At 44.6% G+C, this 18,510-nt stretch carries 16 protein-coding genes and 1 tRNA gene; 9 read left to right on the top strand and 8 right to left on the bottom strand.

What is annotated here, in order from left to right:
* The first annotated feature begins 7 nt into the window (after positions 1-7).
* The gene (locus tag FNC98_RS00485; RefSeq protein ID WP_143579416.1) at positions 8-886 is read left to right on the top strand and encodes an XdhC family protein; all 879 of its coding nucleotides are present in this window, start codon (positions 8-10) and stop codon (positions 884-886) included.
* Positions 887-1,337: 451 nt separating this feature from the next.
* Here FNC98_RS00485 and glmS read toward each other — a convergent pair whose 3' ends face one another.
* Both glmS and FNC98_RS00500 read right to left on the bottom strand, forming a co-directional pair.
* Positions 1,338-3,170, bottom strand: a complete 1,833-nt coding sequence (gene glmS / locus FNC98_RS00495) for a glutamine--fructose-6-phosphate transaminase (isomerizing) (protein ID WP_143579417.1) — start codon at positions 3,168-3,170, stop codon at positions 1,338-1,340.
* A 39-nt stretch (positions 3,171-3,209) separates the two neighbouring features.
* Positions 3,210-3,983: a DeoR/GlpR family DNA-binding transcription regulator gene (locus FNC98_RS00500; protein ID WP_143579418.1), complete on the bottom strand. Its 774-nt coding sequence runs from the start codon at positions 3,981-3,983 to the stop codon at positions 3,210-3,212.
* Between the two features lie 259 nt (positions 3,984-4,242).
* Here FNC98_RS00500 and hutG point away from each other — a divergent pair, with 259 nt between their 5' ends.
* From hutG to fdhD, 3 genes are all read left to right on the top strand, one after another.
* Positions 4,243-5,121, top strand: a complete 879-nt coding sequence (hutG, locus tag FNC98_RS00505; protein ID WP_143579419.1) for an N-formylglutamate deformylase — start codon at positions 4,243-4,245, stop codon at positions 5,119-5,121.
* The gene (locus FNC98_RS00510; RefSeq protein WP_143579420.1) at positions 5,121-6,512 is read left to right on the top strand and encodes a formimidoylglutamate deiminase; all 1,392 of its coding nucleotides are present in this window, start codon (positions 5,121-5,123) and stop codon (positions 6,510-6,512) included. The genes hutG and FNC98_RS00510 overlap by 1 nt, the downstream gene beginning before the upstream one ends.
* Positions 6,513-6,583: 71 nt before the next feature.
* Positions 6,584-7,384 carry a formate dehydrogenase accessory sulfurtransferase FdhD gene (fdhD, locus tag FNC98_RS00515; protein WP_143579421.1) on the top strand — a complete coding sequence of 267 codons (801 nt, stop codon included), beginning with the start codon at positions 6,584-6,586 and terminating at the stop codon, positions 7,382-7,384.
* On the opposite strand, the gene FNC98_RS00520 is transcribed toward fdhD, so the two are convergent.
* Positions 7,381-7,740: a hypothetical protein gene (locus tag FNC98_RS00520; protein WP_143579422.1), complete on the bottom strand. Its 360-nt coding sequence runs from the start codon at positions 7,738-7,740 to the stop codon at positions 7,381-7,383. The two genes, fdhD and FNC98_RS00520, sit on opposite strands and share 4 nt — an antisense overlap.
* A 149-nt stretch (positions 7,741-7,889) precedes the next feature.
* Between FNC98_RS00520 and ccoG the strand changes: the two genes are divergently transcribed.
* The 3 genes from ccoG to FNC98_RS00535 are packed head-to-tail and all read left to right on the top strand — an operon-like array spanning position 7,890 to position 11,037.
* The gene (gene ccoG / locus FNC98_RS00525) at positions 7,890-9,335 is read left to right on the top strand and encodes a cytochrome c oxidase accessory protein CcoG (RefSeq protein ID WP_143579423.1); all 1,446 of its coding nucleotides are present in this window, start codon (positions 7,890-7,892) and stop codon (positions 9,333-9,335) included.
* A 44-nt stretch (positions 9,336-9,379) separates the two neighbouring features.
* Positions 9,380-10,354, top strand: coding sequence for a serine/threonine protein kinase (locus FNC98_RS00530; protein WP_143579424.1), 975 nt, complete (start codon positions 9,380-9,382; stop codon positions 10,352-10,354).
* A gap of 44 nt (positions 10,355-10,398) precedes the next feature.
* Complete coding sequence (locus tag FNC98_RS00535; protein WP_143579425.1) at positions 10,399-11,037, top strand: thiol:disulfide interchange protein DsbA/DsbL; 639 nt, start codon at positions 10,399-10,401, stop codon at positions 11,035-11,037.
* 87 nt (positions 11,038-11,124) lie between these two features.
* Here FNC98_RS00535 and FNC98_RS00540 read toward each other — a convergent pair whose 3' ends face one another.
* From FNC98_RS00540 to FNC98_RS00555, 4 genes are all read right to left on the bottom strand, one after another.
* On the bottom strand, positions 11,125-11,808 hold the full coding sequence (locus FNC98_RS00540) for a TVP38/TMEM64 family protein (protein ID WP_143579426.1): 684 nt from the start codon (positions 11,806-11,808) through the stop codon (positions 11,125-11,127).
* Positions 11,790-12,242: a thermonuclease family protein gene (locus FNC98_RS00545; protein WP_260680400.1), complete on the bottom strand. Its 453-nt coding sequence runs from the start codon at positions 12,240-12,242 to the stop codon at positions 11,790-11,792. The genes FNC98_RS00540 and FNC98_RS00545 overlap by 19 nt, the downstream gene beginning before the upstream one ends.
* A 23-nt stretch (positions 12,243-12,265) precedes the next feature.
* A complete protein-coding gene (locus FNC98_RS00550) occupies positions 12,266-12,901 on the bottom strand; it encodes a single-stranded DNA-binding protein (protein WP_143579427.1) in 636 nt (211 codons plus the stop codon).
* A 436-nt stretch (positions 12,902-13,337) separates the two neighbouring features.
* Positions 13,338-13,414 (bottom strand) — tRNA-Arg (locus FNC98_RS00555).
* Positions 13,415-13,663: 249 nt separating this feature from the next.
* Here FNC98_RS00555 and prsK point away from each other — a divergent pair.
* Both prsK and prsR read left to right on the top strand, forming a co-directional pair.
* On the top strand, positions 13,664-15,739 hold the full coding sequence (gene prsK / locus FNC98_RS00560; RefSeq protein WP_143579428.1) for an XrtA/PEP-CTERM system histidine kinase PrsK: 2,076 nt from the start codon (positions 13,664-13,666) through the stop codon (positions 15,737-15,739).
* Positions 15,717-17,078: a PEP-CTERM-box response regulator transcription factor gene (prsR, locus tag FNC98_RS00565; RefSeq protein ID WP_143579429.1), complete on the top strand. Its 1,362-nt coding sequence runs from the start codon at positions 15,717-15,719 to the stop codon at positions 17,076-17,078. The genes prsK and prsR overlap by 23 nt, the downstream gene beginning before the upstream one ends.
* 79 nt (positions 17,079-17,157) lie before the next feature.
* Here the strand turns inward: prsR and FNC98_RS00570 are convergent, their stop codons facing one another.
* Positions 17,158-18,510, bottom strand: coding sequence for an ExeA family protein (locus FNC98_RS00570; protein ID WP_143579430.1), 1,353 nt, complete (start codon positions 18,508-18,510; stop codon positions 17,158-17,160).

The raw sequence follows: 18,510 nt of genomic DNA on the forward strand, positions 1-18,510 counted from the left end.
TTAAGTTATGAAAGAAACGTTATCCGCTATCCAACTCGCACAACAGGCTGAACAACTAATCGCTCAGGGGGTTAACTTTTGCTGGGCCACTGTGGTTCAGGTAACGCCTCCCTCATCGGCAAGTGTTGGTTGCAAGGCTTTGGTGACCGACCGGGGTGAAATGTTTGGTTGGGTCGGTGGCGGCTGTGTTCAGAGCGCAGTGAGAAAAGCGTCTCGAGATTGCCTGAAAAACCAGCAAAGTCGATTACTGGATATTGGCGAGCAAATTAGCGAGCAACTTCCCGGCGTCTCGACCTTTCCACAAACCTGTCATAGTGAAGGCAAAGTACAGGTGTTTATCGACCCCTTCATTGCGTTGCCACAACTGCTTGTATTGGGACAGTCACCCGTTGCCAAAGCGCTAATTAACCTTGGTCGAAATAGTGGCTTTGAAGTTTACGCTGACATCAAGGTCATGGAAGAAATCCGTGGTGAGAATGTGACCACTGTCGAGGTCGATAACCTTGAAGAATATCAACACTGGCGTCAGCCTTACGTGGTTGTCGCGAGCCAGGGTTATAGTGATGAAAGCTGTTTAGCCAATGGTTTGAGTATTGAGCATCAATATCTCGCCTTTATTGCCAGTCAAAAAAAGGCGGAAAAAGTGAAGTCCCGGTTAGCCAGCAAACTTGATGCCGTTGGCCAACAGCGGTTGTCTCGAATTAAATCTCCTGCGGGCCTCGATATCAAAGCCATTACCCCTGAACAAATCGCCATTTCCATTCTCGCCGAGATCATACTGCGCTTAAATCATCAACGTTTGGCCTGCCAGCGCACTGGTGCCAGCACAGATGGAAGCACACAGCCTGCACATGGCAGCTGCTGTTCTCAAAAGGCGAAAGGATAGCACCGAAAATTGCTCCTCGATAACTGCTCCTGCGTGTTGATTTGCATCCTAAATTGAGCCAGTTTTAACGAAATATTGCATTAGAAAGTGAGCCATCAATCCAACAACAACAGACTGATTTTTAAGATATAAGTTCGCCTATGGTGGATCAGATTTCAATGCAAATTGTGGATCAGTTATAAGTGCAAATTAACACACCTGAGCTACTAAATTCTCCTACCTGAATAAAAGGTTGATAAGAATCACCACACCCTTCACCTCTTTTATCTTGTAGTCGTTTTTTATCTTTTTGTTTAGTGGCTTATCGGGATCGAGCATAAAAAACCTCCTGCTAACCCAAGTTTAACAGGAGGTTTAAAATGATCAGTCTTTATTGTTTTTGATCATGCTTTATTGTTTGTGATCAACCTTTATTGTCTGCCGACAAATTTTTCTTGATTAAGATAACTATCTACTCAACCGTAACGGATTTTGCCAGGTTACGAGGCTGGTCAACATCGGTACCTTTGATGATCGCTACGTAGTAAGAAAGTAGCTGTAGCGGCAAGGTATAAACGATTGGCGCAATGGCTTCTTCACAATGCGGCACAGGAATGACTTTCATGGTGTCATCGCTGGAAAAGGTTGCGTCGGTATCGGCAAATACATACATCAAACCGCCCCGGGCACGAACTTCCTCAACGTTCGATTTTAACTTTTCAATCAAATCGTTGTTTGGTGCGACCACAATAACCGGCATGTCAGCGTCAATCAGTGCCAGCGGGCCATGTTTTAGCTCACCGGCGGCGTACGCTTCAGCGTGGATATAGGAAATTTCCTTAAGCTTTAACGCACCTTCCATCGCAATTGGATATTGATCACCGCGACCTAAAAATAATGAGTGATGCTTGTCGGCAAAATCTTCCGCTAACGCTTCGATATCTTTTGCCAATGCTAACACTTCATCAATTTTTGCCGGCAGGCTCATTAATGATTGCAATAATTCCTGTTGGATTTTTGCGGCCATGCCTTTGTTTTTACCAATAGCGATGGTCATCATCATTAAACCTACCAATTGCGTGGTAAAGGCTTTGGTGGAAGCAACGCCGATTTCTGCACCGGCTTTGGTCATAAACGCCATGTCTGATTCACGGACTAATGACGAACCTGGGACATTACAAATGGTTAGGCTGGAAGTGTAACCAAGCTCTTTGCCCAGACGAAGTGCGGCCAGAGTATCAGCGGTTTCGCCGGATTGTGAGATGGTGACTAATAGTGCATTTTTCGGCACGAATGACTTGCGGTAGCGAAACTCACTGGCGATTTCAACATTACAGGAGACCCCGGCGTATTGCTCTAACCAGTAGCGAGCGACCATGCCCGAGTGATAACTGGTGCCACAGGCAATGATTTGCACGTGATCAATGTTTTTCAGAATCTGATTCGCGTTTTCACCGAAAGCTTCGGTATTGATTTCGTTACCGACAATGCGATTTTCTAGGGTGTTACGGATTGCCGTTGGCTGCTCATAAATCTCTTTTAGCATGTAGTGACGATATTCACCTTTGTCACCAGCATCATGACTCACCTGAGCTTCACTTGCTTCTCGTTCGACGGCATTGCCGTCTTTATCGAAGATGTTTACTTCAAAACGTGTAATTTCGGCAACATCGCCTTCTTCTAAGAAAGCAAATTTACGGGTAACGGGTAAAAGCGCCATCATATCTGAGGCCAGGAAGTTTTCACCAAGACCATAACCAATGACAAGTGGGCTGCCAGAGCGAGCAACTACTACGCGCTCTGGATCGCGGCGATCCATAATCACGGTACCGTAGGCGCCGTCAAATTGCTTACAGGCTTTTTGCACAGCCGCTAATAAACTGTCCTCGGTTTTTAATAAGTGATCCACCAAATGGGCGATAACTTCGGTATCGGTTTGTGAGGTGAACTCATAACCCTGTTCAATCAACAGGTTTTTCAGCTCCTGATGGTTTTCGATAATGCCGTTATGTACTACAGCAATGTTATTGCTGCTAACATGGGGGTGGGCGTTCTCTTCGCTTGGTACACCATGGGTTGCCCAGCGAGTATGGGCGATTCCGGTACCACCATTTAATGGATTGGCATTAACGGCATCGGCCAACTCCTGTACTTTACCTAAACGACGAACCCTTTGTAATTCGTTGTCTTGATTAATAATCGCAACACCGGCTGAATCATAGCCGCGGTATTCTAGACGACGTAATCCTTCAACCAGAATATCAGCTACATCACGTTGAGCTACTGCACCAACAATTCCACACATAATTCGTTTCCTGTTACTAAAATTGGTTATTTAAAATCGTTAATCTAAGGTTTGCGCACATATGACATTGACGTTGTGCGCTTTAATTTGCTGCTGTACCGCTGTACTTATATCGGCGTCAGTGATCAGGGTATCGACGGCATCCCATGGCAGTTCCAGATTGGGAATTTTGCGACCGATTTTCTCTGACTCCACTACCACAATGACTTCTCTGGCGACACCGGACATTACCTGGCTGAGGCCAATCAGTTCGTTGAAGGTTGTGGTACCTCGTTGCAAATCGATGCCATCAGCGCCGATAAATAGCTGATCAAAATCGTATGAGCGCAACACCCGTTCCGCGACCTTTCCCTGGAAAGATTCCGAGCGGGCGTCCCAGGTACCACCGGTCATCAATAATGTTGGTTCGTTTTCTAACTCATGGATTTGATTGGCGATGGAAAGTGAATTAGTCATTACTACCAGGCCACGCTTTTGGCTTAACTCTGGCACGATAGCGGCAGTGGTGCGGCCGCTGTCGATGATAATGCGGTTATGATCTTTGACATGACGTGCTGCTTCCCGGGCAATGGATAACTTTCGTTTCGAAACTTGTTCACTATTTTCTGCCTGGATGATTTCCTGGGGCAGGGGAACGGCACCACCATAACGACGTAATAGCAGGCCGCTATTTTCAAGGGCTGCCAGGTCTTTTCGTATGGTAACTTCTGAGGTCTGGAATTGTATGGCCAGCTGATCGACACTGACTTCGCCCTGTTCGGCTAAATGGCTTAAAATTACATGGCGGCGCTGTTGGGTATTACGTTTCGACATAAGTTTCGAATGTGTTGTTTTAAGTTTCGTTTCGAAAGTTGTAATTAAAGCAAAGGATCGAAAAAAATGCAAAATGCTTTTGTTTATTTACGCGTAAATAAAGGTAATTAATCGTAACCAGCCAGCATTGTGCCAGTATCGTGTTAGGTGTTTTGTCGCGGATTTGTGGTGTTTGGGTTTCCCGGAGGGCGCAAAAATGCTACATTACTGGTAATTGTATATACAACTTGCACGGCATTATTAAAGTTTTTAGAACGTTATGACTCAATCCATATATCAGCTACAACAAGGCTCTCTACCCATCCTTATTTCGATGCCGCACAATGGTATCCAGATTCCTGATGAAATCCGCTCGACCATGACTAACGCAGGTTTAAGTGTCGCCGACACCGATTGGGATTTAGACCGACTATATGGATTTGCAAGAGACTTAGGCGTTTATTTAATCATTCCTAATTACAGCCGTTACGTTATTGATTTAAATCGCTCGCCTGACGGGATAAACCTATATCCAGGTGCAGATAGTACTGAATTATGCCCCACTACTAACTTTCAACGTCAGCCTCTCTATCGTATGGGGATGAATCCCGATGAAGCAGAAATACAACGGCGAATTGCAACCTACTGGCAGCCTTACCACCAGGCGGTCGAGAGTACCTTAGCTGAGATTCAGAAAAATCATGGGAAGGCTTTGTTACTTGAAGCACATTCGATTTGCTCTGAGGTACCGCGCTTCTTTGACGGCCAGCTACCGGACTTTAACTTTGGTACCAATCAAGGTAAAAGTTGTACCCATGAATTTCACAATGTATTGGAACAATTAGACTTTTCACCCTATTCACAAGTCATCGATGGTCGTTTTAAAGGTGGCTATATCACTCGCGCCTACGCCAATCTAGACAAGCATATTGAAACCGTGCAACTGGAGTTATCGCAACGAACTTACATGGATGAAGTACTACCAGGTTCTGCAAGTGATAGTGCGGAAAGTCAGGATGCAGTCAGTAAATACAACCAAGATAAAGCAGAGGCGGTGACTCCATTTTTGCAGCAAATGCTACTAGCATTTATTGACTATATTACTCCAGGCTCCCACAGCAATTCTCATCATGTTAGCAAATCCGGAGTTAAGCCATAATGAATCAACATGCCGCAACCCAGCATTTATTTGCGAAAGATATTCTGCTTGATAACGGCTGGCAGCACGATAAAACCCTGATTATCAATAACGGCATTATTGCCGATATTATTGATGGTAAAACCGAGCCGGCGGTTGTCGCATCGGGCCCTGTGATCCCAGGTATGGTGAATTGTCATTCCCATGCCTTTCAGCGCGGTTTTGCTGGCTTTTCTGAACAGGGCAGTGAAGGTAACGACAGCTTTTGGACCTGGCGCAAGATCATGTACAAGTTTGTCGATCATATCTCGCCAGAACAAGCTCAGGTTATTGCCCGGCAGCTCTATATTGAAATGCTGAAAGCCGGTTACACCCGAGTTGCTGAATTTCATTATTTGCATCACGACTCAGAAGGAAAACCATACCCTGAACTGAGCACCATGGCTAAGGCGGTATTTAAGGCTGCCAGTGAATCCGGTATCGGCATTACCATGTTGCCGGTACTGTATCGTTTTAGTGGTTTTGGTCCTTTGGCGCCTACTCATGGCCAGCGACGTTTTATCAACTCGGTTGAGCAGTTTAACCAGTTAGTTAGCGATTGTATCGAGCATGCCAAAACTCAATCCAACGCCAATGTCGGCATTGCACCGCATTCACTGCGCGCAGTGGATTTAGAATCTTTACAGGGTGCGGTTGCGCACTTAAAAAGTCTGGATGACAAGGCGCCGGTGCACATTCACATTGCTGAGCAAATGCAAGAAGTCAACGATTGTCTTGTCCACTATCAAAAACGTCCGGTGCAATGGTTATTAGACAATATTGATATTGATTCGTCCTGGTGCTTGATTCATGCCACTCACATTGATGACAGCGAGCTTAAAGGTATCGTTGAGACGGGTGCGATTGCCGGCATTTGTCCAACTACGGAAGCTAATCTTGGTGATGGTATTTTCCCAACCGTTGAGTTTCTGGAAGCTGGCGGTCGATTAGCGATTGGCTCAGATAGTCATATCAGTGTAAATGCCTGCGAAGAGCTGAAATTGCTAGAATATGCGCAGCGATTGCAAAAACAGCAACGTGCCGTTCTTGCAACCACCGCGACACCTTCTGTCGGTAGGTGTTTGTGGCAACACAGTACCAAGGGAGGTGCTATCAGTACCGCCAGTAATACCGGTGAAATTGCAATCGGCCGCCAGGCGGATCTGCTGGTGCTTGATCAGGATAAATTACGTCTGTACGCTGGTGGTGATGATTACCGAATGGACAGTTTTATTTTTGCCAGTGCGAGCAATGCGGTGCGTGATGTGATGGTATTAGGGCAATGGGTCATTCAGCAATACCAGCATCCGGCACAGCAGCAAAGTACCGATGAATTTGCTCAGGTTATTAAACAGCTTTCCGCAGGGAGTTAGTTATTAAAGAGTCTAAATCAGAAGTCTCAGGTTTTCGGTTAACCACAGAGCGTGTAGGTGCCGATTCCGGAATGGTGGTTGCACCGGTTACTGAGCGAAGGGCAGATTCAGGTGAGTATAAAAGCGTTTCTGGTGACGACTCTCTCATTGAAGAAAAACCTATAGCTTTGGTTTACAACGGGCTGACGCATGCGGTGATGATGCTAACGCCAATTGAGTTGGAGTATTTCGCGGTTGGGTTTTCCCTAACCGAGGGCATTATTGACGATCCCGCAGATATTTTTGATATTGAGTTAATTACCCAAGTTAATGGTCTGGAGCTCAACATCGAACTTAATTCCCGCCAATTTAATCGGCTTAAGCAAAGACGCCGCAGTCTCACTGGTGTCAGTGGATGCGGACTATGTGGTAAAGAATCTTTAGATATGGTGAATATTGAACTGCCGCCACTTGCAACCGAGCCTCTACCTTCACCGCAATTGATCGAAGAAATTCTGCAGAAATTTTCCAACGCACAGATTTTAAATAAAGAGTGTGGCAGCGTTCACGCCTGTGGCTTTTTTGACGCTCGGGGAAATCCTATCCATGTCAGCGAAGATGTCGGCCGACATAATGCTATGGATAAACTTATTGGTTATCTGGCAGTAAAAAATGTTGAGCAAAGACAGGGGATTGTAATGGCCTCAAGTCGTGCCAGTTATGAGATGGTGCAAAAATGTCTGCAGCAGAAATTATCTACCCTTATCTCGGTATCTGCGGCAACTAGCATGGCAATGGAGCTGGCAACGCAAGGCAATATGAATTTGATCGGCTTTGCCCGCCCGGGCAGGCACGTGGTTTATCATCAGGGAAAATGTAAACCAGAAGTTTAAGAAGCTAACAGTCGATTCTGCTCAATAACTTCGCACACTCGATTTTGCAAAGTTCGGTTTAAGCGCCTATTTACATTCTGTTCGTTACAATATTCAAAGTAAAACTCTTTGATATTTTCCCGAGATTCAGCCAGCTCTCTGATATAGGCTTCTTCCATACGTGAATATTTACTGAATTCTGGTGTTAAAACCGTTACCAATTTGGAAGGACGAACGCGAACTTTCGTGTCGGTATATTCGCTGGTCTGTTCATCTAGCCATTGCAGTTGCTGTTGCCACCATAAACCCAGTTCAGAAGACGGATAGAAATGTAAATATATTGCGGCTGCAACAATCAAGATAAATATTTTTTTCATAACCGAACCTGTTTCTTATTGTTGTCATCATGATAACGAATTTTCCGATAAAAACACCAGAAATCTTGCGTTAAATCATACTTTACGGTACGTGTTCAGGTATAATTTAACAAATTTATGACATAGTCCCAGGGTGAGGTTTTCGTCTAATGGAAGAAAACAAATCAACGTCGATACCTGTTAAAACGATACCGGTTAAAGAAATCAAGGTTCACCGTCCCCGCGAAGCTGAGGTTGAGCAATACAAACCTCGTGACCAAATTTATGTCAGGAAAGTCAGTGGCTTCTTTCAGCGCGTTCGTCAGAAAATGAACTTTTTCTTTCTGGCTCTTTTTGCGGCATTGCCCTGGCTGCAATACAACGGGCAGCAAGCCATCCTGTTTGATATTGGTGAGCAGCGTTTTAATCTTTGGGGGCTAACTCTCTGGCCTCAAGATCTTACTTTGCTGGCCTGGATATTTATCATTGGCGCTTTTTTGTTGTTTTTCGTTACGACGTTTTTGGGTCGGGTTTGGTGTGGCTATATGTGCCCACAAACCGTTTGGACGTTTATTTTTATCTGGTTTGAAGAAAAGTTTGAAGGGACGGCCAATCAGCGTAAAAAGCTGGATCAACAGCCGATGTCAGCCAATAAGTTTTGGCGAAAAGCCGCGAAACACACATGTTGGGTGTTGTTTGCGCTGTTTACCGCAATAACGTTTGTCGGCTATTTCACACCGATGCGTGAATTGGTTTTGGATTTCTTCACCTTCAATGCCAGTGTCATGGCGACTGCCTGTATCGTGTTTTTCACATTCGCAACTTACGGTAATGCCGGTTGGATGCGAGAGGTGATGTGTCTGCATATGTGTCCATATGCGAGATTCCAGTCAGCGATGTTTGATAAAGATACTCTGACTGTTTCCTATGATAGTGGTCGCGGTGAAACTCGCGGTCCACGTTCACGAAAAGTTAAACCCGCCGATGTTGGTATGGGAGATTGCATCGATTGCAACTTATGTGTTCAGGTGTGTCCGACCGGTATCGATATTCGCAACGGCCTGCAATATGAGTGTATCAACTGTGGTGCATGTGCTGATGCCTGTGATGGGGTAATGGAGAAGATGGGCTATGAAAAAGGTCTTATCCGCTACACCACTGAGCATGAGCTGACCGGCAAGAAAGTCCATATTCTGCGCCCTAAGTTGTTTATGTATGCAACGATACTATTGGTGATGACAGGTTTCTTTGTTGCCGATTTAGCTACCCGGGTGCCATTGCAGTTAGATATCATTCGAGATCGCAATGCCTTGTCGAGGGAAACCAATGAAGGTTTGATTGAAAACGTTTATACCCTTAAAGTGTTGAACAAATCGCAACATGACAGCGTATATAAAATATCGATGGAAGGGCTCGAATACGAACAGTGGCAGGGTAAAGAACGTATCACTGTAAAAGCTGCGGAGCAGGAAACGATAACGGTCAGTATCGCCGTCGACCCATACGAACTGAAGGAATATATGACAGATGTATCCTTTGTCGTGCAGCAGGTCGAGCCAAAAGATAACGATGTAATCATCAAGCAGTCGAGTAAATTCTTTAATCGTCGGCCTTAGAATAAGGACCGCCCCCATACTCGTTTGCAATAATCAGGGTTTATATGACAGATTTTAATTTTTCATCGCTGGCGCCAGAAACCATTATTGATGGTCTTGAGGGGGCCGGCTTTTCGGTAGATAGCGGTCTGCTCGCCCTGAACAGTTATGAAAACCGGGTGTATCAATTCCATGATGAACAGCGCCGTAAGTTCGTTTGCAAGTTTTATCGACCCGGTCGCTGGCAATTAACGCAAATTCAGGAAGAGCATGATTTTTCGTTTTTACTTGATGAACACGAGTTACCAATCGTCGCGCCTCTAAAACGTGATGGCCGCAGTATTTTTCATCATCAGGGATTTCATTTCGCCGTATTTCCATGCCGCGGCGGCAGAATCTTCGAAGTAGATAATCTCGAGCAGTTGGAATGGATGGGGCGCTTTGTTGGTCGTATCCATGCGGTATCCTCGCAACAGAGTTTCGAACATCGTCCAGGGATTTCTATACAGGAAAGCTTGTTAGATGCCCGGCAGATCCTGCAGAATTGTCAGATGATTCCCTTGAGTCTGCAAACGCCGTTCTTTACTGTGCTGGAACAAGCCATCGAATTTGCCAGTGCTCGCTATTTACCGAACAAACAGATTCGTCTCCATGGTGACTGCCACGCAGGTAATATTCTCTGGACTGACGATGGTCCTCACTTCGTCGATCTTGATGACTGTCGCACCGGACCCGCCATTCAGGATTTGTGGATGATGCTCAGCGGCGACAGGCAAACGCAATTGTTACAATTGGATACACTCTTATCGGGGTATGAGGAGTTCTTTTCATTTGATACTAGTGAGCTGTCACTGATAGAATCGCTGCGAACCATGAGAGTCGTGCATTATATGGCCTGGCTTGCTAAACGTTGGCATGATCCGGCATTTCCCCGTAATTTCCCTTGGTTTGATACCGAGAAATATTGGGAACAACAAATACTTGCATTAAAAGAACAAGTGGCCAGTTTACAGGAGCCACCCTTGAGTTTGATGCCATAATGGTATAAAAACTCATAATAGAAATTCGTAAGGAATCACATTACATGAAGAAGTTAGTATCTTTATTTTTAGTTACCGCACTAGCGGCGTTTGGGAGCCAGGCGGTAGAGAAATATGTAGAGGGTAAGCACTACACCAAAGTGAGTGATACTGCCTCTGCGAAAAAAGAAGTTCGTGAGTATTTCTCATTTTATTGTCCACACTGCTTACGTTTTGAGCCGTTTATGCAGGATCTTGCCCGTTCACTTCCTGAAGGCGTAAGCTTCGAGAAAAACCACGTTGATTTCCTTCGTGCTGCCAGTGAAGAAGTTCAATTCAACATTACCAAAGCTTTGGTTGTGGCCGAACAGTTGCCGCAAAAGAACCAGTTGATCGGTGCTATCTTCAATGAAATCCAGGTGCAGCAGCGTCCTATCACATCAGAAGCCGATATCCGTAAGATTTTTGTGATGAATGGTGTAGATGGTGAGAAGTTTGATAAGATGTTCAAGAGTTTTTCCGTAAACTCTCAGGCTAAAAAGCAAAAGAAAAATCAGGATGACTTAGTTGCCAAACGCGCTCTAACCGGTGTTCCTACCATCGTTGTTAATGGTAAGTACCGTGTAAACGCCAATGAATTAGATCGTTCTGATTTCCTAAACGATTACAAAAACCTTGTCATCTACTTAAGTCAGATGAACTAACCCTGACGTTAAGTCAGCAGAAAAAGGCGCCGTTGGCGCCTTTTTTGATCGTATCTTGAAGGGCCTTGTCTAACGTTTAAGACCCGTTTAAGACCGGGATTTTAGTGACCAGGCAATCAACGCGGCGATTAGCGCCAAGATTACACTGACCGTGATTTGCAGGTTTGATTGCACCTTGATGCCGCTACCTATCAAAGCAAAAATGCTCATTTGTGGAATAAAGCCTAAGTAGGAACCCAGGAAATACGGTTTTAGAGGCACACGAGCAGCGCCAACGCAGAGGTTAAACACAAAATTATTACCTGCAGGTATAAACCGTACCATTAAGGTTTTTCGAAAAGTGCGATATTGCAATAGCTGATGAATCTTATCGACCTGGCGCTGGAATTTAGGCAGTAGTATTTGTCGCAACCCGTACCTGGCTATCATCACGGTTAGGATGCAGCCAATAATCGCTGCGGTAGTTGCCAGCAAAATCCCTAACGCCGAGCCAAACAAGTAGCCAGCACTAAACGCACAGATTTGCCTGGGCAAACCAATCGCCGTTCCCAGGCTCATTAAAATGAGAAAATTCAGGGTTAAGTTTTGTTGAAATTGGGTGGCGAAGTTATCCAGAGTTTGCAGGTTGAAATACTGACTTAATCCAGAGAAGTGGATCCCGGCGCTGATAACCACACCGAGTAGTAAAAAAAATAAGATAAGGTTAAGCGTCAGCCGATGGGATGACCACCAGGCTTTCAGATTCGTTACACTCAGGAAGCGTTTTCGCACCAGGATTGCCTCTTATCGCCCACATAAGGCCTTCCCAGACCGTTGTCGATGAGTAATTGCGCCAGGTTCACATCATCAATGTAAACATCAGCGATCAATCGAAAATACTTGCCTCGTTCGATATTTCTTAACTCTACTGTAGTTGCCCGCTGTAACTGTTGACGGGTGAAATCCCTGGCCTTTTTCGCTAGCTGCTTTTCTGAGTCACATTTACCACGAATTTCCGGGGTATCAACCGCGTTAACCCGAATGGGAGTATTATTGCCAATAATGTCTGGCCAGTTGGCGATATTGGCACGAAAAGTATCACCATCGTAAACACTGACAATACTGGCAACGGTTACAGTGCCATATTTACTTAAAGCTGAAAAAGGTAGTACAGCCAGCAAGATTAAGAAGCCAGCTAGGGTGAGAGTTTTTGTTATATACGGCAAGAGATTGACTACATTTATGGTTATTATTCTGGGCAGATTATAACCCGCTTAGCATCGATTAGCTGCAATTGTTTATTATCGTTCTGTTGCGCCAGGCTCCCTTCAAGCAGCAGTTGTTGTCCGATTTTCCCTTTATCAGCGAGATATTGAGCAGACTTACCAAAGATGTGAACGATGCGTTGAACACTCGCTTGCTTTGCTGGCATTCCCGATTGTAGGCATTCGATAGTAAATTCTGCCATCGTGGCATTATTTTGTGTCGGCATCAGCTTTACGTCTGATGCCAATGTGGCCTGCATGGTGAGTTGATTGATGCTCTGACCTATGCCTTTACCTACAACGCTGATGTCATTCACCCAGACCAAATGCTTGCTACCATCTCCTGCAAGGGCACCTTTAAGGAAAATAAGCTGGCCTTTCTCGGCACGGATAAATTCGCGCTCAACGATATCACCCTGTACGTAACAGTTATGGAAAGTGCTCCACTCTTTGTAACCGTTCGATGTTTTATCGTACCAGCGCTGATGGGTAGCAATGACAAATTCACAAATCGGTATGGCGGGATTAGCACGATAACGGATATCCGGCTTAGCAACCAGGTTTCCCGCTAACGTGATATGACACAGTTGCCATTTGGATGCACTTTGTAATTGTTCCATAACGTGTTTTTTCGCAGTAAAAGTAACATCATAGCGATTTTACCGGTACAGGCAAGCGGCGTTGATCAGGGAATGAGGAGAATATCAATTTGAATAGTTTGGCTTTGGATTCAAAAGTATTTACTCAAGCCTAGCGTTTAGTATCACCACTAATCGCATATCTAAAAATATCAAAATGGGCGAAATAACAAACAAACCACATTGTTCCTGCATACATGAAAAATATTTTTTTAGCAAAATCAAATGTCCAATCCATTAGAAACGTCAACAAAATTACTGCAAATAACATTGCGATCACGTAGTAAAGTGGATAAACGATAAGGTATCTGACCAATAAACCTTTATTCATTAAATATTACTCCTATTGCTCATGTGTTCTTGCAACTTCTCTCTCAATATTTAATAGGTTTCGTTCGAAATGGCTTGGAATAGGGAATGGCCCACTCGGCAGGAGTCGAACCTGCGGCCTCACCCTCCGGAGGGGTGCGCTCTATCCAGCTGAGCTACGAGTGGTCGTGTGAAGTGGTGCTCTTTTGCAAATCATAGCAATAAAAGCATCGCCATTCTATACGCACAGCTTCGACTGTCAACTCTTGTTCAGGCTAATCCCACTATTCGTATTAAATTTAAACAGTTGCTGTAGGTCGCTGGCGCTCAAAATGGCGCTGCAGCGGTTGCAATCTGGATGCTGTCAGGCAATTTTACAATTATCGACTACTATTAAATTTAGGTTTAAACCGATAATAATAAGCTTGAATTTACATGGAACTGTTAGGCTTGATAGGTTACGGACTTAGTAGTCTGGCTTATCTCATTTTCTTCCTGCTATCGATGGCGTCGCGCCAGCAATCCTTAAGTGGCACCTTAACTCGTGTGTTAGGTATCATTCTTTGTGTCTGTGCCTGTATGAGCGTCTGGCAACTGTATCAAGGCTTTAGCCTGGTTTATGTGCTTTATATGGAAGCTCTGAAAAGCATATTAATCACCTTATTAATTCTTGGCGTTAAGTTACGCGCTTCATCATTTAGCAATCTTTTAAAGCAAAAAGAAGTACATCATTTCCTGATTGCTGTGGTTTTGCTGGCGCTACTTTCGGGGGTGAGTATTGTTAACCAGCAAAACTTTACCTGGGTATTTATCAGCTTTATGGCGCTAAATCTGTGGCCTCTGGTATTACTTGAACAAGTCTTTCGAAATGCCCAAAAGCGAGCCAGATGGGCGGTATGGCCGATGGTGTTCGGGCTTGGCAGTATGTTGGTTTTCGACTTTGTTATCTTTGCCCAGGGAGCGCTGATAAATCAGCTGGATTTCAATTTCTGGTATCTACGCGGTTATTTAAGCGCGGCGATGATGCCATTTATTCTGCTTAGCTCTAAACGCATTAAAAACTGGTCTTCCGATCTGTTCATCTCCAGAGACATTGTTTTCTACAGTTCTATTCTGGTGCTCAGCGGTGTCTACTTATTGTTACTTGCTTTTGCCGGTTACGTCATTCGCTTTTTGGACGGACAATGGAGTGAATTACTCAGTGTTGCTTTTATGTGCCTTGGATTGCTGGTGTTGTTTGCGGTCCTGTTAACGCAAAATCTAAGAAATAAGATACGCGTCTTTATCTCCAAACACTTTTTTGCCAATCGCTACGACTACCGGCTGGAATGGCTAAACCTTATTGCCGCCATTGAGCGCAGTCATAGCGAAGATATTTATGAAAATGCTTCGAGCGCTTTAAGCGAAGTCCTGCAGCTTGATGGCTGTATCTATTTGCAGCTTAATAACGTTAATCGCTTTGAAGTGATGAATTATGGTCAGCTTAAACCAGGCATGGCATCAATGGGACAATTGGATAGTCTGGTCGACTATTTTCAACAGCAGGCCTGGATCATCGATTTATCGGAAGTTAAATCTTCTCCTGAGACTTATAAAGGCCTGGAAATAGATCACATCTGTTTGTTGAATGACAATATCGAAATTCTGGTTCCGGTGTTTTTTCAACAGCACCTGACCGGCGTGTTTGCGATGACCAGACCTGCCAATAAAGGCGTGCTGAATTGGGAAGATCGGGACTTTTTATTTGCACTGACCAAACAGCTTGGCAATTATTTATCGTTGCAGGAAGCTCAGAAACAGCTTACCCAAACTCAACAGTTCGCCGTCTTTCATCGAATGTCAGCCTTTGTATTGCATGATTTGAAAAATATTCAGGCGCAGTTGGGCCTGATCACCGCCAATGCCGAACGCCATAAAAATAACCCTGAATTTATCAGTGATGTGTTCGCAACTGTTGAATCGGCAAGCTCGCGTCTGCAAAAAGTGGTTCGCCAGCTCGCCAATAAATCACTGGAGAAGATTAAAGAACCGAAACAACAGGTGAATGTTCAGGCATTGTTAGTGGAATCGGTCAAGCTTGCTAATGTCCATAAACCACAGGTGAAAATGGAATGTGAAGCGGATCTTTATGTGTATGCGGATAAAGAGAGATTTGCCGGCGTTTTAATGCATTTGATTGAAAATGCACAACAAGCCAGCAAACCCGATGATCACGTGCAACTAATTGGAAAAAAACAGGAAAATAGACTAATCCTTAGTATACGTGACAGGGGGTGTGGGATGACACAGGCGTTTATTCGCGACAAGTTATTTACCCCATTCTCGACCACTAAGGGTAACGCAGGAATGGGTATCGGAGTCTATGAAGCTCGCCAGTTTTTTGAGGAAAACTCCGGCGTAATGTCTGTGCAAAGTGAAGTTGATAAAGGCACGACGTTTACCATCGAAATGTCACTAAGTGAATACCAGGAAATTGGATATAACAACCATGGAAAAATTATTAATTGTTGATGACGATGAAGGCATTCAAAAGCAGTTGAAATGGAGCCTTTCTAATTATCAGACTATCTTTGCCAAGAACCGCCAGACGGCGATCAACGCCATCCGACTGCATGAGCCGAAAGTGGTTCTTCTCGATCTCGGCTTACCGCCGGATACCGCTAATGCCAGTGAAGGTTTAAAAACCTTAGAGGAAATTATGGCACTAGCACCATTCACTAAGGTGGTGGTGATTACTGGCAATGACGATCATAAGGTGGCTTTACAGGCAATAGCCAATGGTGCCTATGATTTTTACCAAAAACCATTGGACGCCGATGTCATCAATGTCATTGTCGACCGGGCTAATAATGTTTCCACTATCGAAAAAGAAAATCGTGTGATCCGTGAGCTGGCAGGAGTGGATTCCGGCATCATTGGCAGTAGTGAAGTGATGGAAAACTTAAGAACTCGTATCAAACGGATCGCACCCACAGAGATTACAGCACTGTTGCTGGGGGAAAGTGGTACAGGTAAGGAAGTGGTTGCCAATGCCATTCATAAACTCAGTAATCGTAAAAAGAAACCCTTTGTCGCCATCAATTGCGCATCAATCCCCGATACCTTACTTGAAAGCGAGTTATTTGGGTTTGAAAAAGGCGCTTTTACCGGTGCCCATCGAACTACCAAAGGCAAAATTGAAATGGCCCAGGGTGGTACTTTGTTTCTCGATGAGATTGGCGATATGCCATTTAATCTACAGGCAAAACTCCTGCGCTTTTTACAAGAACGAATCATTGAAAGAATTGGTGGACGTGCCGAAATTCCGGTAGATGTCCGGGTGGTTTGCGCGACCAATCAAAATCTGGAAAATATGGTGGCGGAAAAAACATTCCGTGAGGATTTGTATTATCGCATCAGCGAAATGGTATTCTCGATTCCTCCTCTGAAAGACAGAGAATACGATGTGTTAATTCTCGGCCAGTATTTCTTGCTGCAGTATGCCAAAGATTACAATGTCAAAGTTCAGGGGTTCTCTGACTCTGCCGCTAATGCTCTGAAAAGCTACCATTGGCCTGGTAATATCCGCCAGCTGCAGAATAAAATTAAGTCGGCGGTGATACTCGCTACTGGTGGTCAGGTTACCGCAAACGACTTAGGGTTTAGCGAGGAAGCCGACGAGTCGGCATCGCCATTGGAATTAAACCTCCGCGCGGTTAGGGAGCGGGCTGAATCCGGTGCAGTGAGCAAGGCGTACGCGCTCGCTGACGGTAACATGAGTCGTACCGCTGAATTACTGGGTGTTACTCGTCCGACTCTTTATGCACTGGTTGAAAAGTATTCGATGCAACTGAAGTCTCAGGAAGCGTAATTCACCATGAGACACAAAAATGTAACACAAAAAAGCCGGAACTAACGTTCCGGCTGTTTACTGGGCGATACCCTAAAGTTTAAGCTGTCGGCCGATTGTCATCATCCATATGCTTTTCAAGAATAGTAAGCTGTTCTTCATTAAGGACGATATCCTCATTGTTTACCTTTTCTTCAAGTGCTTTGACGCGCTTAGAGTAGTTTTCCAGATTGTGCTTTAACCAAATAGAGCGAATCGCGGAGCCGGACACAAAAACGCCATCTTGACGTAATGCCTCGCTAGCTTTGTATTGGCCATCATCGGGGTGAGAGATGGCATAGTCTATAACAGCCTGCTCAGTCGAAGGGTCGATGGTTTTCTTGATTACTTCAGGTCTGGAATGCTGGCGCTCCATTGCCAACGCAACTTTCTGCTCAATTAACTTATCCAGGTCACGACTAATACTCATTTTTTGGTCGATGCTTTCCTGTAAGTAATCGGAAATCTTCTTCAGCGATTTAAGAATACGCTTATCAACCAAACGAGTATCTTTGCTCAAGCCCTTAGGTTTTTCGGCTTTCTTGGCTGTGGTTTCAACTTGCTCTTCAGCATTGATATCAGCCTGTGTCGGCTGAGAGGTACTCAATTCTTCGGCAAACTCTTCGCTCACCGCTTGCAGGTCCTCACGAATCAAAAATCGCTTATTATTTAAAAACCCATAAAGCAGGACCCGGTCGACAAACAGGTTTATTTTACGGGGAATCCCCAAGGTTTTTTGCTTGATGTATTCGTAACAATCATCCGCGAAAATTTGCAACGGTTCTTCACTCACTAATTCTAGCCTGTGCTTAATATACTGGGCAATTTCCTCAGTTGTCAGAGGCTGCAAGTGGCAAGAAGCAATAATCCGTTGGCGAAATTGCTCCATCCCCTGGCTTTGGATGATTGGTTTCAGTTCTTCCTGACCTAATAAGAAACTTTGCAACAAGGGTTTATTATTACGTTGGAAGTTTGACAACATACGCATTTCTTCAACTGTTTCTGCTGGCAGGTTTTGCGCTTCATCAACCAATAGCAGTGCACGTTTGCCTTTACTATTTAGTGCCAGCAGATGTTGTTCAATCGCCTGTAATAAACTTGCTTTACTGCGGTTTTCTACCGGCATTTTGAATTTCCGGACAATTGCCCGCAGCAAATCTTCCGGCGACAGCTTGCTGGTTACAATTTGAATCGCTTCTATTGAAGAATCTTTAATTCGATGCAAAAGACTCTGAGCCAGCATGGTTTTACCGGTACCAATAGGCCCGGTAATAACGATAAAGCCTTCGCCTTGCTCTAAACCATATTGCAGATAGGAAAGAGCCTGGGTGTGTTTTGCTGAACCAAAAAAGAATTTTGGATCAGGGTTTAATTGAAATGGTTTGGCTTTGAAGCCATAAAAATTTTCATACAT

The organism is Thalassotalea sp. PS06, assembly GCF_007197775.1.
Taxonomy (GTDB): domain Bacteria; phylum Pseudomonadota; class Gammaproteobacteria; order Enterobacterales; family Alteromonadaceae; genus Thalassotalea_A.

Excerpts from the sequence above, each read along its gene's own strand:
- FNC98_RS00485 (WP_143579416.1), top strand. The coding sequence starts at position 8 with ATGAAAGAAACGTTATCCGCTATCCAACTCGCACAACAGGCTGAACAA.
- glmS (WP_143579417.1), bottom strand. The coding sequence starts at position 3,170 with ATGTGTGGAATTGTTGGTGCAGTAGCTCAACGTGATGTAGCTGATATT.
- FNC98_RS00500 (WP_143579418.1), bottom strand. The coding sequence starts at position 3,983 with ATGTCGAAACGTAATACCCAACAGCGCCGCCATGTAATTTTAAGCCAT.
- hutG (WP_143579419.1), top strand. The coding sequence starts at position 4,243 with ATGACTCAATCCATATATCAGCTACAACAAGGCTCTCTACCCATCCTT.
- FNC98_RS00510 (WP_143579420.1), top strand. The coding sequence starts at position 5,121 with ATGAATCAACATGCCGCAACCCAGCATTTATTTGCGAAAGATATTCTG.
- fdhD (WP_143579421.1), top strand. The coding sequence starts at position 6,584 with ATGGTGGTTGCACCGGTTACTGAGCGAAGGGCAGATTCAGGTGAGTAT.
- FNC98_RS00520 (WP_143579422.1), bottom strand. The coding sequence starts at position 7,740 with ATGAAAAAAATATTTATCTTGATTGTTGCAGCCGCAATATATTTACAT.
- ccoG (WP_143579423.1), top strand. The coding sequence starts at position 7,890 with ATGGAAGAAAACAAATCAACGTCGATACCTGTTAAAACGATACCGGTT.
- FNC98_RS00530 (WP_143579424.1), top strand. The coding sequence starts at position 9,380 with ATGACAGATTTTAATTTTTCATCGCTGGCGCCAGAAACCATTATTGAT.
- FNC98_RS00535 (WP_143579425.1), top strand. The coding sequence starts at position 10,399 with ATGAAGAAGTTAGTATCTTTATTTTTAGTTACCGCACTAGCGGCGTTT.
- FNC98_RS00550 (WP_143579427.1), bottom strand. The coding sequence starts at position 12,901 with ATGGAACAATTACAAAGTGCATCCAAATGGCAACTGTGTCATATCACG.
- prsK (WP_143579428.1), top strand. The coding sequence starts at position 13,664 with ATGGAACTGTTAGGCTTGATAGGTTACGGACTTAGTAGTCTGGCTTAT.
- prsR (WP_143579429.1), top strand. The coding sequence starts at position 15,717 with ATGGAAAAATTATTAATTGTTGATGACGATGAAGGCATTCAAAAGCAG.
- FNC98_RS00570 (WP_143579430.1), bottom strand. The coding sequence starts at position 18,510 with ATGTATGAAAATTTTTATGGCTTCAAAGCCAAACCATTTCAATTAAAC.